22 protein-coding genes and 1 tRNA gene are annotated in these 24,391 nt (G+C 32.2%); 15 read left to right on the top strand and 8 right to left on the bottom strand.

The window, feature by feature from the left end; translation table 11 throughout:
- The first annotated feature begins 243 nt into the window (after nucleotides 1-243).
- Nucleotides 244-1,221 (top strand): SMP-30/gluconolactonase/LRE family protein, encoded by a 978-nt coding sequence (locus tag HMPREF2897_RS02485; RefSeq protein ID WP_070592600.1) that lies wholly within the window; start codon nucleotides 244-246, stop codon nucleotides 1,219-1,221.
- Between the two features lie 261 nt (nucleotides 1,222-1,482).
- On the opposite strand, the gene HMPREF2897_RS02480 is transcribed toward HMPREF2897_RS02485, so the two are convergent.
- Entirely contained in the window at nucleotides 1,483-1,998 is a 516-nt protein-coding gene (locus tag HMPREF2897_RS02480; protein ID WP_002446907.1) for a YceI family protein, read from the bottom strand.
- Between the two features lie 1,225 nt (nucleotides 1,999-3,223).
- Complete coding sequence (gene lqo / locus HMPREF2897_RS02475; RefSeq protein WP_255296948.1) at nucleotides 3,224-4,750, bottom strand: L-lactate dehydrogenase (quinone); 1,527 nt, start codon at nucleotides 4,748-4,750, stop codon at nucleotides 3,224-3,226.
- A 320-nt stretch (nucleotides 4,751-5,070) separates the two neighbouring features.
- Between lqo and HMPREF2897_RS02470 the strand changes: the two genes are divergently transcribed.
- Entirely contained in the window at nucleotides 5,071-5,589 is a 519-nt protein-coding gene (locus HMPREF2897_RS02470) for a GNAT family N-acetyltransferase (protein WP_002475428.1), read from the top strand.
- A 150-nt stretch (nucleotides 5,590-5,739) separates the two neighbouring features.
- On the opposite strand, the gene HMPREF2897_RS02465 is transcribed toward HMPREF2897_RS02470, so the two are convergent.
- Together HMPREF2897_RS02465 and HMPREF2897_RS02460 are read right to left on the bottom strand one after the other, a co-directional pair.
- The gene (locus HMPREF2897_RS02465) at nucleotides 5,740-6,147 is read right to left on the bottom strand and encodes a YjdF family protein (protein ID WP_002446910.1); all 408 of its coding nucleotides are present in this window, start codon (nucleotides 6,145-6,147) and stop codon (nucleotides 5,740-5,742) included.
- A 162-nt stretch (nucleotides 6,148-6,309) separates the two neighbouring features.
- Nucleotides 6,310-6,720 carry an Lrp/AsnC family transcriptional regulator gene (locus tag HMPREF2897_RS02460; RefSeq protein WP_001829421.1) on the bottom strand — a complete coding sequence of 137 codons (411 nt, stop codon included), beginning with the start codon at nucleotides 6,718-6,720 and terminating at the stop codon, nucleotides 6,310-6,312.
- Between the two features lie 102 nt (nucleotides 6,721-6,822).
- Between HMPREF2897_RS02460 and HMPREF2897_RS02455 the strand changes: the two genes are divergently transcribed.
- The 9 genes from HMPREF2897_RS02455 (at nucleotide 6,823) to hisIE (ending at nucleotide 13,518) form a co-directional block, all read left to right on the top strand.
- Complete coding sequence (locus tag HMPREF2897_RS02455; RefSeq protein WP_002458069.1) at nucleotides 6,823-7,239, top strand: carboxymuconolactone decarboxylase family protein; 417 nt, start codon at nucleotides 6,823-6,825, stop codon at nucleotides 7,237-7,239.
- Between the two features lie 236 nt (nucleotides 7,240-7,475).
- Nucleotides 7,476-8,288: an ATP phosphoribosyltransferase regulatory subunit gene (locus HMPREF2897_RS02450; RefSeq protein ID WP_002487479.1), complete on the top strand. Its 813-nt coding sequence runs from the start codon at nucleotides 7,476-7,478 to the stop codon at nucleotides 8,286-8,288.
- Nucleotides 8,289-8,312: 24 nt separating this feature from the next.
- The gene (hisG, locus tag HMPREF2897_RS02445) at nucleotides 8,313-8,927 is read left to right on the top strand and encodes an ATP phosphoribosyltransferase (RefSeq protein WP_002458067.1); all 615 of its coding nucleotides are present in this window, start codon (nucleotides 8,313-8,315) and stop codon (nucleotides 8,925-8,927) included.
- Nucleotides 8,920-10,164, top strand: coding sequence for a histidinol dehydrogenase (hisD, locus tag HMPREF2897_RS02440; RefSeq protein ID WP_070592598.1), 1,245 nt, complete (start codon nucleotides 8,920-8,922; stop codon nucleotides 10,162-10,164). Before hisG ends, hisD begins: the two co-directional genes overlap by 8 nt.
- Before the next feature lie 116 nt (nucleotides 10,165-10,280).
- Nucleotides 10,281-10,859, top strand: coding sequence for an imidazoleglycerol-phosphate dehydratase HisB (gene hisB, locus HMPREF2897_RS02435; protein WP_002446917.1), 579 nt, complete (start codon nucleotides 10,281-10,283; stop codon nucleotides 10,857-10,859).
- Nucleotides 10,856-11,434 carry an imidazole glycerol phosphate synthase subunit HisH gene (gene hisH, locus HMPREF2897_RS02430; RefSeq protein ID WP_070592596.1) on the top strand — a complete coding sequence of 193 codons (579 nt, stop codon included), beginning with the start codon at nucleotides 10,856-10,858 and terminating at the stop codon, nucleotides 11,432-11,434. The genes hisB and hisH overlap by 4 nt, the downstream gene beginning before the upstream one ends.
- On the top strand, nucleotides 11,427-12,131 hold the full coding sequence (gene hisA / locus HMPREF2897_RS02425; protein WP_070592594.1) for a 1-(5-phosphoribosyl)-5-((5-phosphoribosylamino)methylideneamino)imidazole-4-carboxamide isomerase: 705 nt from the start codon (nucleotides 11,427-11,429) through the stop codon (nucleotides 12,129-12,131). The genes hisH and hisA overlap by 8 nt, the downstream gene beginning before the upstream one ends.
- Nucleotides 12,128-12,886 carry an imidazole glycerol phosphate synthase subunit HisF gene (gene hisF / locus HMPREF2897_RS02420; RefSeq protein WP_002490899.1) on the top strand — a complete coding sequence of 253 codons (759 nt, stop codon included), beginning with the start codon at nucleotides 12,128-12,130 and terminating at the stop codon, nucleotides 12,884-12,886. The genes hisA and hisF overlap by 4 nt, the downstream gene beginning before the upstream one ends.
- On the top strand, nucleotides 12,883-13,518 hold the full coding sequence (hisIE, locus tag HMPREF2897_RS02415) for a bifunctional phosphoribosyl-AMP cyclohydrolase/phosphoribosyl-ATP diphosphatase HisIE (protein ID WP_002446921.1): 636 nt from the start codon (nucleotides 12,883-12,885) through the stop codon (nucleotides 13,516-13,518). The genes hisF and hisIE overlap by 4 nt, the downstream gene beginning before the upstream one ends.
- A gap of 108 nt (nucleotides 13,519-13,626) precedes the next feature.
- Here hisIE and HMPREF2897_RS02410 read toward each other — a convergent pair whose 3' ends face one another.
- A complete protein-coding gene (locus tag HMPREF2897_RS02410; RefSeq protein WP_070592593.1) occupies nucleotides 13,627-14,412 on the bottom strand; it encodes an arylamine N-acetyltransferase family protein in 786 nt (261 codons plus the stop codon).
- Nucleotides 14,413-14,817: 405 nt separating this feature from the next.
- Here HMPREF2897_RS02410 and gehC point away from each other — a divergent pair, with 405 nt between their 5' ends.
- Nucleotides 14,818-16,884 carry a YSIRK domain-containing triacylglycerol lipase GehC gene (gene gehC / locus HMPREF2897_RS02405; protein WP_002487506.1) on the top strand — a complete coding sequence of 689 codons (2,067 nt, stop codon included), beginning with the start codon at nucleotides 14,818-14,820 and terminating at the stop codon, nucleotides 16,882-16,884.
- Nucleotides 16,885-17,156: 272 nt separating this feature from the next.
- On the opposite strand, the gene HMPREF2897_RS02400 is transcribed toward gehC, so the two are convergent.
- Nucleotides 17,157-17,246, bottom strand: a tRNA-Thr gene (locus HMPREF2897_RS02400).
- Between the two features lie 590 nt (nucleotides 17,247-17,836).
- On the opposite strand from HMPREF2897_RS02400, the gene HMPREF2897_RS02395 reads away from it, so the two are divergent.
- On the top strand, nucleotides 17,837-19,012 hold the full coding sequence (locus HMPREF2897_RS02395; RefSeq protein WP_002446927.1) for an MFS transporter: 1,176 nt from the start codon (nucleotides 17,837-17,839) through the stop codon (nucleotides 19,010-19,012).
- 99 nt (nucleotides 19,013-19,111) lie between these two features.
- Here HMPREF2897_RS02395 and HMPREF2897_RS02390 read toward each other — a convergent pair whose 3' ends face one another.
- Both HMPREF2897_RS02390 and HMPREF2897_RS02385 read right to left on the bottom strand, forming a co-directional pair.
- Nucleotides 19,112-20,647 (bottom strand): bifunctional metallophosphatase/5'-nucleotidase, encoded by a 1,536-nt coding sequence (locus HMPREF2897_RS02390; RefSeq protein WP_070592592.1) that lies wholly within the window; start codon nucleotides 20,645-20,647, stop codon nucleotides 19,112-19,114.
- 96 nt (nucleotides 20,648-20,743) lie between these two features.
- Nucleotides 20,744-22,294: a motility-associated ABC transporter substrate-binding family protein gene (locus tag HMPREF2897_RS02385; protein ID WP_070592590.1), complete on the bottom strand. Its 1,551-nt coding sequence runs from the start codon at nucleotides 22,292-22,294 to the stop codon at nucleotides 20,744-20,746.
- Between the two features lie 234 nt (nucleotides 22,295-22,528).
- On the opposite strand from HMPREF2897_RS02385, the gene HMPREF2897_RS02380 reads away from it, so the two are divergent.
- Entirely contained in the window at nucleotides 22,529-23,485 is a 957-nt protein-coding gene (locus HMPREF2897_RS02380) for a phosphate/phosphite/phosphonate ABC transporter substrate-binding protein (RefSeq protein WP_002458058.1), read from the top strand.
- Nucleotides 23,486-23,598: 113 nt separating this feature from the next.
- Complete coding sequence (gene phnC, locus HMPREF2897_RS02375) at nucleotides 23,599-24,372, top strand: phosphonate ABC transporter ATP-binding protein (RefSeq protein ID WP_002446931.1); 774 nt, start codon at nucleotides 23,599-23,601, stop codon at nucleotides 24,370-24,372.
- Nucleotides 24,373-24,391: the final 19 nt, after the last annotated feature.

The following is a 24,391-nucleotide window of genomic DNA, read 5'->3' as shown; positions in this document are numbered from 1 at the left end:
AGTATTTGAAGTTATATAAAAAAATTGATAGTGATTGAAGTTTAAAAATTAGACATTTTAATATTGTATCAAAATGAGAATTACTTTCAATAAGGTAGCTTATAAATCCGTCATTTGACCGATATAAGATGTGATTGTTTTCATATATGAATAAAAGTGTAGTTGTGTAGTTATAATGACATTTAATATAAATTTTTTGTAAAATGAGAATAAAGTCACTGAATAAAGAGAGGGATCCAATTGATGGCAAATCAAAAATTACCAACATTAAAATATACTGGTAAATCAGAAAGTGCAGTGCCAATTGTGTCAGAAAGTGAATTACAAACGGTAACAGCAGAGCCGTGGGTGAAAATTTCAGATAAAGGGTTACAACTAGAAGGACTTAATTTTAATCGCGAAGGTCAGTTATTCTTATTAGACGTGTTTGAAGGGAATATTTTTAAAGTTAATCCCGCGACCAAGGAGGTTACAACAGAATTTCAGTCTGTTAAAGATAATCCGGCAGCGATTAAAGTACATAAAGATGGCCGTTTATTTATCTGTTATCTAGGTGATTTTAAGACAACTGGAGGCATATTTGCGACAACAGAAAATGGTGAACAAATAGAAGAAATTATTTCTGATTTAAATACAGAATATTGTATTGATGACATGGTTTTTGACAGTAAAGGCGGGTTTTATTTCACTGATTTTAGAGGGTATTCTACACAACCTTTGGGCGGTGTTTACTATGTAGATCCAGACTTTAAGAAGGTTACGCCAATTATTCAAAATATTTCTGTGGCTAATGGTATTGCTTTAAGTACGGATGAAAAAGTACTATGGGTAACCGAAACTACAACTAATCGACTTCACCGAATCACATTAGAGGATGATGGTGTGACTATTGCACCATTTGGAGCAACAGTACCATATTATTTTACAGGTCATGAAGGACCGGATTCTTGTTGTATTGATAGTGATGATAATTTATATGTGGCTATGTATGGACAAGGATGTGTATTAGTTTTCAATAAGAGAGGTTATCCTATAGGTCAAATTTTAATGCCGGGACGTGATGATGGGAAGATGTTACGTACAACACATCCACAATTCATACCTGGTACAAATCAACTTATAATTTGTACTAATGATATTGAAAACCATTCAGAAGGTGGGGCTATGCTTTATACAGTTAATGGCTTTGCTAAAGGATATGAGAGTTATCAATTTCAATAAATTCTTAAAAAAGCGTATGGAATAAGTTGTTTTGTATAAATAAAGGAAGTAGCACAAAGGTCGAATAAAACTTTATGTTCTTCACTCGCATAGCTCAATTTGAAAATTTGATACAACTCATTGTATTTTCTATTAATAAAACGATTGTCCATAAATAAATATGCCTGAGACATTGAATGTGTCCCAGGCATTTATTATATGTGTTGTTGTAATTTACTGTTAAAGATAAAAAGTTTAAGAAATTTTTCTATAACAAATCGTTTAATTCTCGATACTAAATTCTGCTGATGCTTCAAATTTCACGTTTTTACCTAACATCACGCCACCAGTTTCTAAAGCTTGGTTGAAATTAATACCATATTTTTCGCGGTTAATTGTTCCACTAACGATAAAACCAGTGACTTGTTGTCCATTCATTGGATTCTTACTTACACCATTAAATTCAACATCAAATGTCTCTTCATGAGTTTCACCTTTAATTGTCAAATCTCCAACTACTTGATCTTCGTTGATTTCTTTAGTTACAAATGTCATTTTATCGTTGTCTTCTGTACCGAAGAAATCGTTTGATCTTAAATGATTGTCTCTGTCTTCATTTTGAGTGTCAATTGAACTTGGAATAATAGTAGCTGTTGCTTTTAGTGAAGTTAAATCATTAATATCTCCATCTAATTGAACATCAAATTGTTTAAATGTTCCTTTTACTTGAGACACCATAAGATGTTTAATTTTAAACTGAATATCACTGTGAACTTGATCAAAGTTAAATTTTGTCATTATTATAACCCCTTCTCTCTTTATTACAATAGTTATGTTTCTTATATTTGTTATTCTAGATATAGTAAGATGACTTATCAATTTTTTTTGCTCTCATTAAATTTACGGATTTTTAACCCCTTTTTTTAGTGTGTTTATAATACTAGATTCGTTAAAAAGAAATGAAGTATACATAAAAAAATGATGATATTTTGCAATCAACAGTAAATTTATCCTCCAGAAAAAATGTTGTAAAATTTTATTTTAAAATAAAAAAGAACATGTGATTGTTAATTTGAGGTTGCTCATAGAGAGAATTATTGAAGTATAAATTAAGAATATTTCATTTAATACTGAAGTAAGACAACGTATATCTCAAAAAATAATTAAACACATATATTTTCATTTGACATTGCTATTAGAAGAAAGTAACATGACATTAAATCGTAATTTTTACGATTTAAGAATGATATAGAGATGATGGTTGGATGAATATAAGATGGACACATCCGTCCCTGTCTATTTTATTTGAAGTGCAAACAAAGTGAAAATTCTTCAATACCTCATATAACACATCAATTGACCATCATCTATTATATTGTTCTTTTTATGTTTAGTTTCCTTTTATTTCTAACTCTTTTTATTTTCACTCGTCTTAGGACGGGTGTTTTTTTATAGTAGAGTGATGAAATTGTTGAAGATTCTATTCAATTATATTCTGAAATTAAATCAACTCACAGGCTTTCTCGTATCTATGATGACTTGCAACATGGAATTTTAAATAACCTTTAGTACAATGGATATATTTATATAAAGAGTGCATGGGTTAAACGACGTCTTTAAAAATGTATAATGAGATGATATTTGAGTTTGTTTTTATAAAAAGAGAGACAAGCTTATTTTTTATATAGAAACAGTGTTTATAAAAAGTGAATTGAGAAGAAATCGTGTGAATAGTTATTTTAACTCATTGAGTTTTAAAACATGGACAATTCATAAATTTTGTTGTATCGCTGATTTGTTAGATATCTACTGTGGTAGATACTTAAGTCGCTAAGAAAAAAATAAAAAATCCTCCAACGAAGTTGGCTCGACTTCGTTGGAGGTATCAGGGGTAGGGGTTAATTTTGTTTCTAAATTTATTTACTCTAATTTAATATTAATTAAGGTTTTGAGGATAGGGGAGAAATATTTTATATTTATTTATTTTCTCTTCATCATTTTTATATTTTACAGGGAAAGTATTTTATTTAGATTCGTAATAATTTAATTCTAAATCTTTAGATGTTTGTTTACGAGTTGCTCTCATTAACTTAACATCATCGATAAGAGATTTACCATATGATGGGATCATTTTTTGTAATTTTGGAGTCCAATCTTTTTCATACTCAGCAAAGTTTTTCTCTAAAACTTCTAGGGCTACTGATACTGAAGTTGATGCTCCAGGTGATTCACCTAATAATGCGATAACAGAGTGGTCTTTAGAGTTAACAACTTCTGTACCAAATTGAATGAATCCTTTACCGTGTTCTTTAGTATCTTTGATAACTTGAACACGTTTGCCTGCAGTGTATAATTGCCAATCTTCGTCACGAGCTTCAGGGTAGAACGTGCGTAGATGGTTCATACAACCTTCTTTAGTCATTAATACTTGGTCGATAGAGTATTTGATTAAAGGTAAGTTTTTAACTGCAGATGCAAGTAATGTTGTGATGTTATAAGGTTTAACTGATTTGAATAAGTCTAAGTTAGAACCGTTTCTTAAGAATTTAGGGCCAATATTTGCAAATGGTCCAAATAATAATGTTCTTTCACCATCGATATAACGTGTATCTAAGTGTGGTACAGTCATTGGAGGTGTGCCTGGTGGTTCTTTACCATATACTTTGACGTCATGTTCATTAATGACATCAGGGTTTGTACAAATTAAGAACTGACCACTGATAGGGAATCCACCAAGATGTTTACTTTCTGGGATACCAGTTTTTTGTAATAGTGGAATAGCGCCACCGCCTGCACCGATAAATACATAATCAGCTAGAACAGTTTCAACGTCTCCAGAATTACGGTTTTTAACTTTAACTTCCCAAATACCGTCTTTACGACGATTGAAATTAATTACTTCGTGGTTGTATTGAACATCAGCATTTGGATGTTTTTCAATACTTTTTGCCATTTTACGAGTCAATTCACCGTAGTTAACATCTGTACCTTCGTCGATTTTACTAGCCGCCATGATTTCGTTACCAGTACGACCTGTCATCATTAATGGCATCCATTTTCTCATTTCTTCGATATCTTCTGTATATTCGATGTTATCGAACATAGGGAAGTTACGCATTGCTTCGTAACGGTTTTTTAAGAATTTAACGTTATTTTTACCTCTTACGAAACTAATGTGAGGAAGTGGATTAATGAAATCTCTAGGGTTACTGATGTTACCACTTTTTACTAAGTGACCCCAGAATTGTTTTGAAATCTCGAATTGTTCGTTGATTTCTTTGGCTTTTTCTATATCAATTGAACCATCAGGTTGTTGTACTGTATAGTTCAATTCACATAACGCCGCATGTCCTGTACCGGCATTGTTTCTTTCGTTAGAACTTTCAATACCTGGACGATCTAAGCGTTCATAGAGTTTGATGTTCCAATTAGGTTCTAATTCTTTAATCATAGAACCAAATGTCGTACTTAAGACACCAGCGCCAATAATAACAACATTTTTTGACTCTTTATTAGCCATTTTTTGCTCACCTTTCTTTGGTTTAAGAATTCGTGCAAAAATAATTAAATTATTGCGCTGATTCCTATTATAAGACGATAGTCCATATAACAAAAATACATATTTATAATACTACCTATTCCATTTTGTAATATTTTGGACACAATATGATCATTGATTAGACACATTTACTAGTGAACAAGTATAAATATAAGGTGAACTATATTGTCAAAATTGGATGTTATGTGAAATTTTTAGGTGAGACTGACGTAAGTCTAAATATAATATATACTCTTCTCAATAGTGAAAAGAGTGCGTAAACAATATTAAGTTATCTACAATTGAATAATTTATTGGAAAAGGTGATGTAGATGTTAAAAACACATAGATTAAAGCTAGTGAAGCCCAATTTGAGTTATACAGATGAACTTTATCAATTGCATACAAATAAGGTAGCTACAAAGTATACACCTAAAGGTATTCATCAGAATAAAGTAGCAACCCGAGATTTTATTAAAGGATGGATGAGGCATTGGGATGAATATCAATTTGGTTACTTCATTTTAATTATGAGAGATAATCAAGAAGTAATGGGAATAGCAGGATTTGAGTATCGTACAATTCATCAACAACAGTTTCTTAATGCATATTATAGAATCTTTCCATCGTATACTGGTGTTGGTTTAGCTTTTGAGTCGATGGAGGAGATTGCTCGTCATTTAAAAAAGCATGATACTATAACACCAAAAATAATTCGAACAAATCAATATAATACAAATTCTATTAAATTAGCACAAAGACTCGGATATAATTATGATGCTAACTGGGACGATGTAATTAATAAAGGAGATCGTTGTTTTTTTAACGTACAAGCGTTGGATAATAACTAAAACTATAAGCATGATGAATTCGTAGTTTTTATGAGTAATTAAAAATGAAGCAATGATTAACTTCAAATTGGTAGATTTAAGTTATCTATATTAATTTGAAAAAGTTTAGAGTCTGCAGCACATTTAATATATGTGGCAGACTCAATTAAATTAGTGACCTTTGTGCTTTTCATGCGCCTTTTTTCTTTTTAACATTCTTTTGTATTGTCTGTGTCGTTCTTTTTCTAATCGCTGAAGCTTTTTACTTTTTAGCTTATTCAATTCTTGTTCTTCTTTAATCGCTTGTTGGGCAAATGTAGTTAAATTGGTCTCTTTTTGTTCTTTAGCGATTTTACGTTGTAAACGTTTTGGATTAATTTTTTTATGCTTTTGAATAGGTTTCTTCTTGCCCTGTGTTTGATTTAATAAAGGAATAAGTTTAAAAGTTATCAATCGTAACACTGTTTCATCGCTAGGTTCATTACCAAATGTAACTTTTAGATATTTATGAATGCAGCCTTCTTGGTATTCAACGACACCTACAAAAAATTGACCATCATGAAAAATAGATAATTTCATAGATAAGTCCCTCCTCAATTTAAAATTGAAATGATGGACGACCTGAGGAGGAAGGTTACTGACAAATATAAGTGATTTGCATTGGGACTACCAACCCAATTGTGTTTTTACATTTCTTTATATAGTATTACATAAACGACAATATTGATAAATCATAAAATACTATTTTGTTTCTGAAAATATAAAATGTGTTTTTGTATGACCATAATACTGGATTTCGTTGATGAGTGTTTCGACTTCGCTCATCTTTTTAAAATGCGCTTTAAATATAAAACAACTATCTCCAGAAATTCTATAGCAAAAATCAACATTGTTTTGAACTGAAATAAATGCTTTGAAATCTTTATATAGGTTATTTTTTATAGTTACTTCTATTAAAACATTAATATCGAAACCTAATGCATCGTAATTAATATCGATTGTATATCGCTCAATGATTTTCGAATCAATAAGTTTATAGATTCGTTCTCGAACAGAAGGTGTAGATAAATTTACTTCCTTTCCAATTTCAGAAAGCGATAGCTTACTATTTTGCTCAAGTAAGTGTAGAATTTTTTGATTTGTTAGGTCCAATGGGAAAATCTCCTTATTATTAATAAGTAAACTATAAATTTACTTTAATTATAACATTCATCATTGATGTTTGATTAATTAAAATAAATAAGAGGTGATTAGATGGCTATAATTAACTTATCTCATCGTGGTGATACTTCTTTTGACAAACTTCTCGGACATCTCCCTAGTGTTCAAGAAAAATGGAATGCTTTGGAAGATATATTAAAAAATGAGGGTCAATTATCTGTTGATTTAAAAGAAGAAATCAGGAAAATATTAGCTCAAAACAGTGGTTGTCTATACTGCAAATCTAAAGGAAAACCCAATAAGAAATTTACCGATGAAAAATCTTTAGTTTGCATAGGTTTTGTTGATGTTTATGTGTCACAAAAGGGACAGGTTCCACAATCTACAATACAGGTTTTAACAAAGACACTGACTGATTTAGAGATTGTAGAATTGTTAGCATTCGTATCATTTACCCACTGTCAACAAGAATTTGGTGCCATGATGAATTTACAACCTAGCAATAATTAAAAATTTAATACTGATCAATAATATATGCCTCTTGTAAAGTATTATTTACTTCACAAGAGGTTTTTATTTTAATTAAAAATTGATAATTAAAGACTTAGATATATTTCATTAGAAAAGAAAGAATTTTCAGAAAAATACTTGTCAGATAACTTGTAACATGTTAGTGTATTACTACATTTTTACTTTAGTGTATTATCGAACTAAAGAATGCAGCGTGAGGGAGGGGTGGCGTAAGTATGAACAATACCATTATTTCAATGAAAGAAAAGGAATTACGTTTTTTAAAGTTTTTTCATCAACAAAAGTATAATGTTGTAGATTTTAACTTAATTGAAGAATTGGATTGGCGACGATTGACTCACGAGGATTTGCAACAAATGGATGAAAGAAGCTTTTGGCAACAAAATAAATCTATCTATGCATTAAGAAATGATTTTACTGATCAATTATTCAGATATTATTCGAACTATCCAACACATTTTAAAAAAGTAGCTTATGCAGGGGATATTATCAGAGATAACAGAGTTATAAAGCAAGTCGGCATCGAGAACTACGAGCCACAATTTGATAAAATCACTCAAAATTTCTTAGATTTCCAATATTTTATTCAAAACGTACTTCATGATGATATTCAATTTGTCATTTTAGGTCACTATCAATTGATTGATGCACTTTTAGAGAAAAATCATCAAACTAGAGAAGTTATGGAGATGATAGAAGAACGCAATTTATCAGGGCTTATTCAAACACTAACTTTCAATCATCCCATCATTCAAATTCTTAAAGAGAACACATTAAACCAACTTAAAATATTATCTCATTATTTACCTGAGCAACATCCTGCAATGGGGGCAATTCAATCTTGGGCACAATGGTTTACTGATCATGGGATTACTGAAATCCACCTTGACGTAACTGCACAAGCGCCTAGATCTTATTACAAAGGTATTTTTATAAAATGTCATCTTAAAAATACTACTCATAGCGTTTTGACAGGTGGTTATTATCACGGTTCACTAGAAGGTTTTGGTTTAGGATTAACACTTTAATTATAAAAGGTGAGGTGGAACGCCATGTTACGAGTTGCATTAGCAAAGGGTCGTTTATTAGAGAGTTTTATCGAATATTTACAACAAGTTAATCAGATAGATATTGCAACTGTACTTTTAAATAGACAACGACAGTTATTGCTTACAGTCGACAACATTGAAATGATTTTAGTTAAAGGAAGCGATGTTCCCACTTATGTAGAACAAGGTATTGCTGATGTAGGAATTGTGGGAAGTGATATTCTGAATGGTCAAAAATATAATATTAATAAATTACTCGATTTGCCATTTGGTAAATGTCATTTTGCGTTGGCGGCAAAACCAGAAACATCTTGCTATAAAAAAGTAGCAACGAGCTATGTACATACAGCTACTCAATTCTTCAATAAAGAAGGTATGGATGTAGAAGTGATTCACCTTAACGGTTCAGTTGAATTGTCATGTGTAGTGGATATGGTTGATGCTATTGTAGATATTGTACAAACTGGTTCTACGCTTACAGCTAACGGGCTCGTTGAGAAAAAGTATATCAGTGAAATTAACGCTAAGTTAATTACAAATAAAGAATCATATTTTAAGCAATCATCTGAAATAGAGAGACTAATCAAGCAGTTGGGAGTGTCTATTAGCTATGCTTAGCGCACAACAATTTTTAAAAGAATTTAATAATGTTGAATCTCTAGATGAATCTTTGTACGAGATAGTGAGTCAGATTTGTGAAGAAGTTAAATTACAGGGAGATAAAGCTTTAAAAAATTATAATTTACAATTTGATCAAGTGGAAACTGAGAATCTTGAATTAGAGCAAAGCCAACTAAAAAATGCATATGACATGCTAGATAATAAAACACGAGATGCATTAGAGCAAAGCTATCAGAGAATTAAAGTGTATCAAGAAAATATTAAGGTGAAACAGGAACCATCTCAACAAACTGAATGTTATGAACGATACCATCCTATCGAACGAGTAGGTATTTACGTGCCGGGAGGTAAGGCTAGCTATCCGTCTACGGTATTAATGACTGCAACACTTGCTCAAGTAGCAGGTGTTAATGAGATTACTGTTGTTACCCCACCTCAAAATAACGGTATATGTCAAGAGGTGTTAGCCGCTTGTTACATTACAGGCGTTCATCATGTTTATCAAGTCGGTGGAGCACAAAGTATTGCAGCACTAACTTATGGCACGGAAACTATAAAAAAAGTTGACAAAATTGTAGGTCCAGGAAATCAATATGTTGCTTATGCCAAAAAGTTTGTATTCGGTCAAGTAGGCATAGACCAAATCGCAGGACCGACAGAAATAGCCTTGATTATAGACGAAAGTGCTGACTTAGACGCAATCGCTTATGACGTATTTGCACAAGCAGAGCATGATGAAATGGCTTGTACTTATGTGATTAGTGAAAATGAAAAGGTACTTAATCAATTGAACACTATAATACAAGAGAAGCTTCAATATGTTGAACGGCAAGATATCATATCACAAAGTATTACTAATCATCATTATCTAATATTAGCTCAAGATACTGAAGAAGCATGTTTAATTATGAACACGATTGCACCTGAACATGCATCTATTCAAACTCGGGCACCTGAAATGTATATAAATAAAGTTAAATATGTTGGCGCACTTTTTTTAGGACACTTTTCTCCTGAAGTTATTGGGGACTATGTGGCAGGTCCAAGTCATGTACTTCCTACTAATCAAACAGCTAGATTTACAAATGGGCTTTCTGTGAATGACTTTATGACACGACATTCAGTCATTCATTTATCACAAAAAACATTTAACGAAGTGGCAGAATCAGCTGAGCATATTGCACATATAGAATCTTTATTTAATCATGAAAAATCGATTCACGTACGCCGATAAGGATAGGTTATTACGATATCTGTTAATAAAAATGAATGCGTATGTTCGTTACTCTATTGCTACAGAAGAACAGCTTCTTCTACTGGAAAAAATAGTGAAGAAATGGAGCGTATGTTATGAACTATCAAATCAAAAGAAACACTGAAGAAACTCAGCTTAATATTTCGCTGGCTAATAACGGAACACAATCTCATATTAATACTGGTGTAGGATTTTTGGATCATATGTTAACGCTATTTACTTTTCATAGTGGATTAACTTTATCTATTGAGGCCACTGGTGATACGTATGTTGATGATCATCATATAACTGAAGATATAGGAATAGTTATTGGACAATTACTTCTTGAATTAGTTAAGACTCAACAAAGTTTTACAAGATATGGTTGCTCATATGTACCCATGGATGAAGCGCTTGCTCGAACAGTAGTGGACATTAGTGGTCGTCCATATTTCTCATTTAATAGCAAGTTGAGCGCTCAAAAGGTAGGAACTTTTGACACTGAACTAGTTGAAGAATTTTTTAGAGCACTAGTAATTAATGCGCGATTAACCGTTCACATTGACTTATTAAGAGGTGGAAATACACATCATGAGATTGAAGCAATATTTAAATCTTTTGCAAGAGCATTAAAGATTTCTCTTGCACAAAATGAAGATGGACGTATTCCATCGTCTAAAGGAGTAATTGAATGATTGCGATTATTGATTATGGATTGGGAAACATAAGTAACATCACTCGAGCGATTCAACATTTAGGATATGATGTGATTTTGACATGTGATGATAAAGATGTACAAAAAGCTGAAGCTATCGTACTTCCAGGTGTTGGACATTTTCGAGATGCGATGCATTCTATAGAAGAAAAAAGCATCAAAGATATGCTTAAAAATATACATGATAAACCGATAATTGGAATATGTTTAGGTATGCAATTACTCTTTCAACATAGCGCAGAAGGTGACATTAGTGGATTGGAACTTGTCCCAGGAAATATAGTGCCAATCCAATCATCTCATCCTATTCCTCATTTGGGATGGAATGAATTAAAGAGTACACATCCTTTACTGCAAAGTGATGTGTATTTTGTTCATTCATATCAAGCAGAAATGTCAGAATATGTAGTGGCTTATGCTGACTATGGTACGAAGATTCCGGGAGTCATTCAATACCGAAATTATATCGGTATCCAGTTTCATCCAGAAAAAAGTGGAACGTATGGATTAGAGATTCTAAATCAAGCGCTTAAAGGAGGGTTTATTAATGATTGATTTATGGCCTGCTATTGATTTGATTAATTCAACAAGTGTTCGATTAACAGAAGGCAAATATGATTCAAAAGAAAAAATGGAAAAATCTGTAGAAGACAGTATCCGATTTTATAGTCAATTTAAATGTGTGAAACGTATACATATTGTAGATTTAATTGGGGCTAAAGCAAAAGAAGTAAAAGAATTCGACTACATTCGTTCCTTACGAAAGTTGACCACTAAGCCTATAGAAGTGGGTGGCGGCATTCGTTCAAAACAAACAATTGAAAATTATATTCATTCAGGAATAGACTATTGTATCGTAGGTACAAAAGGTATCCAAGACATAGAGTGGTTAACACATATGACACATCAATTTCCCAATAAACTCTACTTATCCGTAGATGCTTTTGGAGAGAAAATAAAGATTAATGGATGGAAAGAGGATGCCAAACTCAATTTATTTGATTATGTTGCCCAAATTGAGCATTTACCTTTGGGTGGTGTAATTTATACCGATATTTCGAAAGATGGTAAACTTTCTGGGCCTAATTTTGATTTGACAGGTCGTCTCGCACTTTATACATCGTTGCCTGTGATTGCTTCAGGAGGTATTAGACATCAAGAGGACTTGTTTCGATTAGAATCGTTAAATGTTCATGCTGCTATTGTAGGAAAAGCATCACATCGGGATGAATTCTGGGAGGGATTATCTTGATTAAAAAAAGAGTAATTCCATGTTTAGATGTTAAAGATGGACGCGTCGTAAAGGGTATCCAGTTCCAGTCATTAAGAGATATCGGTAATCCAGTTGATTTGGCTCTTTTTTATAATGAAGCCGGTGCAGATGAACTAGTCTTTCTTGATATTTCGAAGACGGAAGCAGGACATGATCTTATGATAGAAGTGATAGAAGCAACGGCAAAACAATTATTTATCCCTTTAACAGTAGGAGGAGGTATTCAAAATTTAGATGATATTACACAACTATTAAATCACGGAGCAGATAAAGTATCACTCAATTCAAGCGCTTTAAAACATCCAGAATTAATTCGACAAGCAAGTGAGAAATTTGGTCGTCAATGTATTTGTATTGCTATTGATAGCTTTTATGATAAAGACAGAAAGGATTATTTCTGTACTACGCACGGTGGTAAAAAATTAACTGATGTCAGAGTATATGATTGGGTACAAGAAGTAGAGCATTTAGGTGCCGGGGAATTACTTATAACTAGCATGCATCATGATGGAATGAAACAAGGTTTTGATATTGAACATTTAGCAAAAATTAAACAATTAGTTAATATTCCGATTATCGCCTCTGGGGGTGGAGGAAATGCACAACATTTTGTTGAACTGTTTCAACACACAGATGTTTCTGCAGGTTTAGCGGCAAGTATTTTACATGATCAAGAAACTACAGTAGCAGAAATTAAAGATAAAATGCGTGAAGGAGGTATCCTTGTGAGATGAATAAACCTATAGACTTTTCTAAAGGATTAGTACCAGTAATTTTGCAACATGCACAAACGGATAGCGTATTAATGTTGGGATATATGAATGAAGAAGCTTATCAAAAAACTCTGAAAGAAAAGAAAGTAACTTTCTTCTCTAGATCTAAACAACGTTTGTGGACTAAAGGTGAAACTTCTGGTCATTTCCAACACGTTGAGAGTATTCATATAGATTGTGATCAAGATACAATATTAATCAAAGTGATGCCACAAGGTCCTACATGTCACACTGGAAGTCTGAGTTGTTTTAATACTGAAATTGCATCACGCTTTAAAATTCAAGCTTTAGCACAAACGATTCATCAAAGTGCTAAAGCCAATCAATCTAACTCTTACACTCAATATTTGTTAAAGGAAGGCATCGAGAAAATATCCAAGAAATTTGGTGAAGAGGCATTTGAAGTTGTGATAGGTGCGATAAAACATAATCGTGAAGAAGTTATTAATGAAACAGCAGATGTCATGTATCACCTTTTTGTGTTACTACATAGTTTAGATATTCCATTTTCAGAAGTAGAACAGGTACTAGCACATCGCCATCAAAAAAGAAATAATTTTAAAGGCGAGCGCAAAGAGGTTCGAGAATGGTAAGGTAGTATAATTTAGAATTTTAATTAATTTAATATGGGGGATTTATTCCATGAATCTTATAAATCAATGATTAAAAATAGGATGAAAGTGAATGACGATTCATCCTATTTATGGTTCAAATGGGATAATTGATACGTTTAAATTAAAATATTTTTTTAAAAAATATTTGTAGTTATTGGTAGTAACGTCATATTTATGTTTAGTACTATCATTGCTTAAAGTTAAAGAATGATAAGTCATTGTTGCACGTCCAAACGATTGTGGTTGTGTAATAAGCAAATGTCGTACAAAAATAGAATGAGGATGATGCTCATTGTAGCTTATTTTATCTTCAAAGTCTTTAATGCTTTGAGATTTTAAATGTGCTTCATAGAGTGTCATCCATTTATTTTGTCTAAGCTTCTGTAAGGCATATTGATTGTCATTAATCCAAACAGCACGGTAAACTCCATTTTTATCATATGTTGGAATGAATTGTGTTTTAGAACCTATCTCGATAATACTTGTAGGTAAATCACCAAATCCAACATCAGTAATATAAAGTGTTCCTTCGATATTAACGTAAAGTGACATATGCGAACCTTCAGGACTGCGTCCACCATTTGGTGTGTAAACTGTTGCCGCAGCACGAGTGACGTGGAAGCCTTTATGTTCTAAATACGTAGCAAACAAATGATTTAATTCATAGCAAAATCCGCCACGCCGTTGAATAACAATTTTATTGTATAAATCGTTGATATCAACTGAGATAGGGATTTTGTTTTGAACATTAATATTTTCAAACGGCACAGTTATCATAAAGCGTCTTACATAGTAATTCAATGCTTCAAGAGAAGGGTTTGAATAATATGAATTCTTAATTTTTAGATAAGATTCAAACTTTTGTATATCCATTACTAATCATCCTTTATTTTTATATAAATCGATATTTTTTATTTTATAGTATATATAGATTACCATCATTTCTTTAGATTTAATATTAGTATGATAAATAATTAAATTGCATGTAATTGTTGACAAATTGTGAACATCGATGTAATATATTAATCAAATCAAACCAAAGTAGATAAGTGAATTATTCTTTTATGGCCTATTAAAATTATTTTTATAATTTTTATTTTTTTGAACAAAAATGGAAGCGCTTACCTTTGGTGGGAAGGAGATAGTTATGGAAGCAATCAAACCCATTTTTAGTAAAATTTTCGGATTTATACCACGTATGATTATTAATATTTTCATCTAACAAATTACCGACAAAAATTTCATTTTAAAATAAACAAATAGATAGAGGTGCTAATTGTGAAGACAAGACAAAATAAATACAGTATTCGTAAATTTAGCGTAGGTGCATCATCCATTCTGATTGCAGCATTATTATTTATGGGTGGAGGATCGGCTCAGGCAGCTGAGCAACAACAGGATAAAGGAACTGTTGAAAATAGCACAACACAATCTATTGGGGATAAAAATGAAAAGTTAAGTGAACAACAATCAACGCAAAATAAGAATGTTAATGAGAAAAGTAATGTTAATTCTATTACTGAAAATGAAAACTTACATAACGAAACACCAAAAAATGAGGATTTGATTCAGCAACAAAAAGATTCTCAAAATGACAATAAATCTGAATCTGTAGTTGAACAAAATAAAAAGAATGAAGCATTTGTTCAAAATCATTCTGAAGAGAAACCACAACAAGAACAAGTTGAACTGGAAAAGCATGCTAGTGAAAACAATCAAACTTTACACTCAAATGCAGCACAGTCCAATGAAGATGTGAAAACTAAACCTTCACAACTCGATAATACAACTGCCCAACAAGAAGACTCTCAAAAAGAGAATTTGAGTAAACAAGATACACAATCATCTAAAAATACTGATTTACTACGAACAACAGGTCAAAATCAATCAAAAGATAGTCAATCAACAGAAGAGGTAAACAAAGAAGTAAATAACGACACTCAACAAGTGACTGCTAAGAAAGATGACGACAAAGTTGAAACATTTAATTTAAATAGTAAAGAGGAACCTCTTAAAGTTGACAAGCAAGCGAATCCAACTACAGATAAAGATAAATCTTCTAAAAATGATAAAGGGTCTCAAGATGGCCTCGCTAATTTAGAAAGTAATGCTGTTGCTACAACTAATAAACAGTCTAAGCAACAAGTGAGTGAAAAAAACGAGGATCAAACAAATAAATCAGCAAAACAAAAACAATATAAAAACAATGATCCAATTATTTTAGTACATGGTTTCAATGGATTTACAGACGATATCAACCCATCAGTGCTAACGCATTATTGGGGTGGCGATAAAATGAATATTCGCCAAGACTTAGAAGAAAATGGATATGAGGCTTATGAAGCAAGTATAAGTGCATTTGGTAGTAACTATGACCGTGCTGTTGAGTTATACTACTACATCAAAGGTGGACGTGTTGACTATGGTGCAGCACACGCAGCTAAATATGGTCATGAACGTTACGGTAAAACTTATGAAGGTGTGTATAAAGATTGGAAACCAGGTCAAAAAATACATTTAGTTGGTCATAGTATGGGTGGTCAAACAATTCGTCAATTAGAAGAGTTATTGAGACATGGTAATCCAGAAGAAGTTGAATATCAAAAACAACATGGTGGGGAAATTTCTCCATTATTCCAAGGTGGCCACGACAATATGGTGTCATCTATTACAACACTCGGTACACCACATAATGGTACACATGCGTCAGACTTATTAGGTAACGAAGCGATTGTACGCCAACTTGTATATGACGTAGGTAAAATGTATGGTAATAAAGATTCACGTGTAGACTTTGGATTAGAACATTGGGGATTAAAACAAAAACCAAATGAATCTTATATTCAATATGTTAAACGTGTTCAAAATTCAAAACTGTGGAAATCAGAAGATAGTGGTTTACACGATTTAACACGCGATGGCGCAACAGATTTAAACCGAAAAACATCATTAAATCCTAATATTGTATATAAAACTTATACGGGCGAATCAACACATAAAACATTGGCAGGAAAACAAAAAGCTGATCTTAACATGTTCTTACCATTTACAATTACTGGTAACTTAATTGGAAAAGCTAAAGAGAAAGAATGGAGAGAAAATGATGGACTTGTTTCAGTCATTTCTTCACAACATCCATTTAATCAAAAATATGTTGAAGCTACAGATAAAAATCAAAAAGGTGTATGGCAAGTAACTCCAACAAAACATGACTGGGATCATGTGGACTTTGTAGGACAAGACAGTACAGATACTAAACGTACTAGAGATGAGTTACAACAGTTCTGGCACGGTCTTGCTGATGATTTAGTACAAAGTGAACAATTAACATCAACAAATAAATAAAATGATATAGGGTATAAACCTAACGTAATCTTATATAGATAGGAGTGAAATAAATGACAGGTGATTTCTTTCAATTATTAGGCTCTTTATACAGAGTATTAAAAAATTTATTTTCATAATGTAAAACTATAGTAAGATAAAAATCCCTTATTCAAGTGTTTACATATATCGTAGCTTGAATAAGGGATATTTATGATGTTCAATTTAATCATCATAGCCAATATGCAAAAGAGCCTGAGACAAATAAATGCCTCAGGCTCTTTTATATATAGCGGAGGGAGAAGGATTTGAACCAACGCGAGCAAAAAGCTCCTACTAATCACGAATGATTAGCCTCTTAAACCAGACTTGAGTATCCCTCCAAAATTTCAACAATTAATATCATATAATATATAGAAGGTTTTGTAAAGTAGCAATTAGTTTTTCATTATAAACATGTAAATCGACTTCATTAAGCTACTTAAAATATATATACAATTCGGACTGTGATTATCATTCAATCGACATTAATCACATACTACTACATTGTCCATACTACAATTAATTTTTAGGTAACTGTTTTAATTTCAGATCACCCAATCACCTTCAAATATTAAAATGAATTTAAAGATATTTACTGTCGAGTTATTTAAAAAATCATTTAATTATAATCAAACAGGGAAAAGAAAACGTATTATAAGAGGGTTCGTCAAAAAATCGACATTATTTCATGAATATTCAATTTTATTTATCAAAATTAAATCAATTCAATCAGACATATTTAAACGTATGCTTTATATCAAGTCATCATAAATTGTCTTAATATTATTACATGAAAACAATATGAAAACTTATGAGATTAATATTTGAGGAAGATGAAAATTTGAAAACATACTCTTCACATTGAGACGAATTTTTTATAATATACCACTCATATTGATTTTTTGATATTAAGAAAAGGGAGGAAACGCTCATGAAAGATAATAAAATGTTGTTCATTATATTTATGATAGGAACATTTACAGTAGGAATGGCTGAATATGTAGTGACAGGCTTACTTACACAAATCGCTGACGATATGAAGGTTTCTGTTTCGAGTGCTGGCTTATTAATTAGTGTTTATGCTATTAGTGTTGCATTGATAGGTCCTTTAATGCGAATCATTACATTGAAAGTTCACGCCCATCGTCTGTTACCAATATTAGTTGCGATTTTTATAATAAGTAATATAGTGGGGATGCTTGCACCGAATTTTAATGTATTGTTATTATCAAGACTCATGTCTGCGGCAATGCATGCGCCATTCTTCGGTGTGTGTATGAGTGTTGCTGCGACAGTCGCACCTCCTGCTAAAAAAACACAGGCCATTGCACTTGTTCAGGCAGGTTTAACTATTGCTGTAATGTTAGGTGTACCATTCGGATCATTTTTAGGTGGCTTTGCAAATTGGAGAGTTGTTTTTGGATTCATGATTGTGTTGGCAATCATTACTATGTTAGGAATGATTAAATTTGTTCCCAACGTTTCTTTAAGTGCAGAAGCAAATATTAGCAAAGAATTAACAGTGTTTAAGAATCCACACATTTTAATTGTGATTGCCATTATTGTGTTTGGTTACTCTGGTGTGTTTACTACTTATACATTTATGGAGCCAATGATACGAGATTTTTCTCCATTTAAAATTGTAGGTTTAACTGTTTGTTTATTTATGTTTGGTTTAGGCGGTGTAATAGGGAATTTAATTACTGGTAATGTACCGGAAAATAAATTAACAAAAAATTTATACCTTACATTTCTTTTACTATTTTTAACAATCGTACTATTTGTTACTGTTATTCAAAATTCAATATTAGCATTAATCATTTGCTTCTTATTCGGTTTTGGTACATTTGGTACAACACCGTTACTTAATAGCAAAATTATCTTAAGTGCAAAAGAAGCACCACTTCTTGCAAGCACGTTAGCAGCTTCTATTTTCAATGTTGCTAATTTTCTTGGTGCAATTATTGGATCTATATTATTATCAGTAGGATTACCTTACATTCAAATTACTATGATATCTGGTGGGATTATAGTGTTGGGTATGCTTCTTAATCTTGTTAATCAACTTTATGAAAAGAAACATGTCACTTTTAATGAATATTCATGATTATTAAAAAATCCTCATAGAAGTGTGGCGACACCTCTATAAGGATTTTTCTTTATACAATCAAACTTTTCAGCAATGATACTTTAATAGAAAGAGGGATTACTTAACAACATTGAAATCGATCACTTGTGGGATTTGAGATAAATCATTGTGAGATAAGTAATCTATTAACAATTGAGCACCTTCGATTTGAATATCTTTTATCACAGGTTTGTTAACATACATATCATAATTCCCACCACCAACAGCTCTATAATTATTTACGCATATTGTATATATTTGATCACTTTGTAGTGGTGCATCATTAATTTGCAAATCACTAACACGTTCACCGTAAGGATGACCAACATGAATTGTATATTGGATACCTGCAAATATGTCATAGTTGAAATGCTGAGGTTTAGGTTCTAGAAACTCTTTATTAACTGTGATTTTATGGTTAACAATGTCAAAATAACTTGCGCTTCGTTCAATTGCAAGTTTAATATCTTTTCCACTAAGTTCTATCACTTTAAAAGTATTAGGAAAAGGATAATTATTGATGATATCACGCATGGTTACTTTCTCATCAAAGCCATTTGCGGAATCAAATAGTGCTGTACATGCAATATCTGCACCACTTTTTTCTAGTAAAATATAATTAAGAATGTTAACAAATGCATGCGGTGATTTTCTTGCCTCAAATGAATTGTTTATTCTCATAGCGTAGGGGAGTTCTGCGATTTGAGTATCAAGCCAATCTTCTAATTGATTACGTAAAACGATATCTTCGTCATTCGGCTTAAAGGAGGTATTGTTATGAACATTCATTAAGTTACATTCTTTAATTAATACTTTTTTATCATGCGTATATTCAATAACTATTTTTCCAACTTTTGTACCTTTTGAACCTGGTTGAATGATGGCTGTTTGGTTCTTGATTGTCGCAATATCACGATGTTGATGGCCGGTTATCAACACATCGATATTATCGCTAAACTGACTTAGAATATCATATCCTTCGTTTTCCCCAGTAAGCGCCTCAGTCGGGATGCCACTATCTAAATCACGTTCAAAGCCACCATGATAACTTACTACTACAATATCACTCTTTTCCCTAAGTGTAGGTAACTCAGATTTTAATGTTTGGACAGCACTGTTAAAAGTGAGTGTCTTAATGTATTCAGGTTGTTCCCAATGAGGGATATACTGAGTGGTTAAACCAATAGTTCCTATAGTTAAACCATTTACTTTAAAATAATGAATACCTTGGCCAGTGAATGGCTGTGTATTTTCAATTATATTTGCACACAAAACTGGGTAATGAAGTTGATTGATGGCCTGTTTTAGATAAGGTAAATCATAATTAAATTCATGATTGCCAACAGTTCCAAAATCAAACCCTAAACGATTATATATTGATGTTAATGGGAGACTACTCTTTAATTTAGATACTAAGTAGTTACATAATGGAGAACCTTGTAAGAAGTCTCCATTATCAATCTTTACACTGTCGTCATAGTGCACGCAGTCTTGCTCGATAAGATGATTGGCTTTTAACAACCCCATGGGTAAATCTTTTCCTCTTGATGAAAAATCTGTTGGGAATATAAAACCGTGGACATCACTAAGGATATAGAAAGCAATTTGAGACATTGAATTAACCTCCTCAAGTACGGGGAAGAGACATAGTTATGTGATATATAAATTAAAAACAATGTCTCACTTTTCAACACTAAGTTATTATCGGTGTTAAAAATTTTCATTCATTTTTTGAGTTAATAGAATTTTTTTCCCTTGTTTAACACGAATATTAGCATCTTTAATTTCATCTGTCACTCTAGCTGTGAGTGTGATTGAGGCTTCACCCGCTCCAGTTGTTTTAATTGATTGGCTAGGACTATAGCCGGGAGTATTGAATTGGTTACGGTTAGAAGAAAAGCTACCGATTTGCTTACCTCCATCTTTATAAAGTCCAACTCTTACATCGTTAATTGTGCTATTAGGCTCATATCCCGTGAGTTTGATTGTAAATTGAAATGGATGATGCGGTTGGATATTTTGAGGTAAAGTTAATTCAACTTTGCCATTTTGTTTTTGATGAGAAGAGCTATTGTCATCTACTCCATCGTCTCCCCCCTGTTGATCACTTCCATAACTCCCTTTTTTAAATGTTGAACGATCATACCATTTGTAACCTTCTATTGGGTTAGTCCACGGTTCTTTTTGAGGTTCAATTGAATTCTCAGGTTGCTCAAAGTTAAGTAACGGTGTTTTATGATCAAGTTTAATACGCATGTCTTTCATAGAAGATTGAGATTCTTTTTTGCCTAGCCATGTTGTTAAATTATTTAATAACTTTCCATTATCTTGTTCTTTAAAACCATCGTACGTTTTTTTAGGTTTCCCATTATCTTCACGAAGATATTTAGGTGAACGATCTTCTACGAGAGAGCTATCACCAATAAATGCAGCTTTTCCTTTACCAATTTTTGAAATGGCTACATAAGGTCCTTCGTTGATGCCACCACCATTGTAAATACCTTGATCAACTGCGTGAGACCATTTTTGACTATGTGTTAAATGTTCGGGCATATAAATAATGCCTTTAGCTTTATTAGGATTAGTTATTGCTAATGTTGAACCTGAGTGCATTGAAACTGAGTGTACACCTTTAGTAATACCAAAACTATCTTTGCTTGAAACGATATTTTGAGTATTGATATCTCCAAGTGCATTATATCTAAAACGAACACCGAAGTTTTGTGAGAGCCAATCAGAACTCTTAACGTTATGCATAACGTTAGAATTTTTTTCTTCATTATTCATATCTTTAGTCATATTTTGGTATGCGCCACGTCGATAACCATTCATTGATTCTGAAGAATCAATACGGTTTAAATTACGATCGGCATTATAGTGGTCTGAGATGAAAATGACGCTACCACCATTTTTAACAAAATTAATGATTGCTTTCTGCTCATTTTCTTTAAATGGATTGTTAGCTTCGGGAATAACTAATACATGCGCCTGCTGTAAAGATTGATCAGAAATGTTTGATTCTCCTTCTAGTTCTTTAACTTGGTAACCTTGCTTTCTCATTGAATCTGCATAATCTGAGAAAGCGCCATCAATCACCCAATCGGCAGCGCCCGCAGTTTGAGCGTGAGAATTATCAAAAAGTACTGTTTGTTGTGTCTGATTTGTAGCAGTAGATTCTGTTGATGCAAATGTTGATGGAATCACAGTCACAGAAAGAACAGATGTAACTAGTATAGAACTTAAAGTTTTAAATATTTTCATCTCTATGATTACTCCTTATATAAAAGATGGAATTTTTAAAAAGTATAGTATAAAAGTATAGCGTATTGTGCTTGCTTAACAGATTTTTTACAATTTCTTACGATTTATTATAAAAAATTTATAATTTTAATTAAAATTAAATACCCATCACTTATAAGATATGCTAATCTATAAATATAGTTTCAAAAATATACATATTACACCAATATTGATATGAAGGGGACAGTAAGTAGAATGAAAAATCTTAAGTTTTTAGTGGTGCTTGTTTTATCGGTGGTTATTTTTGCAGCAGCCTGTGGGAATTCAAGTTCTTTGAATAATAATAAAAGTTCTGATAGCGGATCAGATTCAAAATCAGGTAGTTATACACCTAAAGAATTAACAGTACAATTTGTACCATCTCAAAATGCTGATACACTTGAAGCTAAGGCAAAACCGTTAGAAAAATTGTTGTCAGATAAATTAGGGATTCCGGTTAAAGTATCAGTTTCAACAAACTACAACACGATAGTTGAAGCGATGAAATCTAAGAAAGTGGATGTTGGTTTCTTGCCACCAACTGCATATACTTTAGCACACGATCAAAAGGCAGCGGATTTATTATTAAAGGCAGAACGTTACGACGTTAATGAAGATGGATCTCCAAGTAAAAAGTTAGTTGATGATTATAAATCAGAAATCCTTGTTAAAAAGGACTCTGGTATTAATAGTCTCAAAGATTTAAAAGGTAAAAAAATAGCATTACAAGATGTAACTTCTACAGCAGGATATACATTCCCTCTAGTAACATTAAAAAAAGAAGCTGGTATTGATGCAACAAAAGATATGAAGATAGTCAATGTTAAAGGACACGACCAAGCAGTTATTTCATTGTTAAATGGAGATGTGGATGCAGCAGCTGTATTTAATGATGCACGTACAGTTGTAAAAAAAGATCAACCAAATGTATTTAAAGATACTAAAATATTAAAACTCACTAAACCTATTCCTAATGATACGATTTCAGTACGTCCTGATATGGATAAAAAATTCCAAGATAAATTGAAAAAAGCTTTTAAAGAAATTTCTAAAACTAAAAAAGGTCATAAAATCATTAGCGAGGTATACTCTCATGAAGGTTATGTTGATACTAAAGATTCAGACTTTGATATCGTTAGACAATATGAAAAAGCTGTTCATGATATGAAATAAAATAAATTGAATGAATTATAAAAAGAAAAGCTAAGGGATTAAACGTGAAGGTTTGTAGACCTCTTGCGGTTTGAGTCTCATAGCTTTTCTTTATAAAAGAAGGGTGTTTGTTGATGAGTCAAATCGAATTTAAGGATGTTAGTAAAGTGTATCCAAATGGCCATGTGGGATTAAAAGATATTAACTTAAATATAGAAAAAGGTGATTTTGCAGTTATTGTTGGATTGTCTGGAGCAGGTAAATCAACATTACTACGATCGGTTAATCGGCTACATGATATTTCCAAAGGTGAAATTACTATCGAAGGTCAATCAATAACTAAAGCACGCGGTAAAAAATTATTAGAAATGCGTCGAAGTATAGGGATGATTTTTCAACATTTTAACTTAGTTAAGCGTTCAACAGTGCTTAGAAATGTTTTGAGTGGTAGGGTAGGATACCACCCTACTTGGAAAATGATACTTGGTCTTTTTCCTAAGGAAGATAAAGTCAAGGCAATGAATGCTTTAGAACGTGTCAACATTTTAGATAAATATGACCAACGCTCTGACCAGTTGTCAGGTGGTCAACAACAACGTATATCAATAGCTAGAGCGTTATGTCAGGAACCAACCATTATATTAGCAGACGAACCAGTTGCTTCATTAGATCCATTAACTACAAAACAAGTGATGGATGACTTAAAGAAAATCAATGAAGAACTAGGTATTACTATTTTGATTAATTTACACTTTGTAGATTTGGCAAAGGAATACGGCTCGAGAATAATTGGTTTAAGAGCGGGAGAGCTCGTTTATGATGGTCCCGCGTCTGAGGCAAATGATGAAGTATTTAATCATATATACGGTCGCTCTATTAAGGACGATGAAAAATTAGGGGTGGAATAAAGTGACGACACCAACAACG

The sequence above is a fragment of the Staphylococcus sp. HMSC065D05 genome (genome assembly GCF_001813195.1).
Classification (GTDB): Bacteria; Bacillota; Bacilli; order Staphylococcales; family Staphylococcaceae; genus Staphylococcus; species Staphylococcus epidermidis.
This window is presented reverse-complemented; position numbering and strand designations above follow the sequence as displayed.

Bases quoted from the DNA above. Each gene is read 5' to 3' on its own strand.
- HMPREF2897_RS02485 (WP_070592600.1), top strand. From the start codon at position 244: ATGGCAAATCAAAAATTACCAACATTAAAATATACTGGTAAATCAGAA.
- HMPREF2897_RS02480 (WP_002446907.1), bottom strand. From the start codon at position 1,998: ATGACAAAATTTAACTTTGATCAAGTTCACAGTGATATTCAGTTTAAA.
- HMPREF2897_RS02470 (WP_002475428.1), top strand. From the start codon at position 5,071: ATGTTAAAAACACATAGATTAAAGCTAGTGAAGCCCAATTTGAGTTAT.
- HMPREF2897_RS02465 (WP_002446910.1), bottom strand. From the start codon at position 6,147: ATGAAATTATCTATTTTTCATGATGGTCAATTTTTTGTAGGTGTCGTT.
- HMPREF2897_RS02455 (WP_002458069.1), top strand. From the start codon at position 6,823: ATGGCTATAATTAACTTATCTCATCGTGGTGATACTTCTTTTGACAAA.
- HMPREF2897_RS02450 (WP_002487479.1), top strand. From the start codon at position 7,476: ATGAACAATACCATTATTTCAATGAAAGAAAAGGAATTACGTTTTTTA.
- hisG (WP_002458067.1), top strand. From the start codon at position 8,313: ATGTTACGAGTTGCATTAGCAAAGGGTCGTTTATTAGAGAGTTTTATC.
- hisD (WP_070592598.1), top strand. From the start codon at position 8,920: ATGCTTAGCGCACAACAATTTTTAAAAGAATTTAATAATGTTGAATCT.
- hisB (WP_002446917.1), top strand. From the start codon at position 10,281: ATGAACTATCAAATCAAAAGAAACACTGAAGAAACTCAGCTTAATATT.
- hisH (WP_070592596.1), top strand. From the start codon at position 10,856: ATGATTGCGATTATTGATTATGGATTGGGAAACATAAGTAACATCACT.
- hisA (WP_070592594.1), top strand. From the start codon at position 11,427: ATGATTGATTTATGGCCTGCTATTGATTTGATTAATTCAACAAGTGTT.
- hisIE (WP_002446921.1), top strand. From the start codon at position 12,883: ATGAATAAACCTATAGACTTTTCTAAAGGATTAGTACCAGTAATTTTG.
- HMPREF2897_RS02410 (WP_070592593.1), bottom strand. From the start codon at position 14,412: ATGGATATACAAAAGTTTGAATCTTATCTAAAAATTAAGAATTCATAT.
- HMPREF2897_RS02395 (WP_002446927.1), top strand. From the start codon at position 17,837: ATGAAAGATAATAAAATGTTGTTCATTATATTTATGATAGGAACATTT.
- HMPREF2897_RS02390 (WP_070592592.1), bottom strand. From the start codon at position 20,647: ATGTCTCAAATTGCTTTCTATATCCTTAGTGATGTCCACGGTTTTATA.
- HMPREF2897_RS02385 (WP_070592590.1), bottom strand. From the start codon at position 22,294: ATGAAAATATTTAAAACTTTAAGTTCTATACTAGTTACATCTGTTCTT.
- HMPREF2897_RS02380 (WP_002458058.1), top strand. From the start codon at position 22,529: ATGAAAAATCTTAAGTTTTTAGTGGTGCTTGTTTTATCGGTGGTTATT.
- phnC (WP_002446931.1), top strand. From the start codon at position 23,599: ATGAGTCAAATCGAATTTAAGGATGTTAGTAAAGTGTATCCAAATGGC.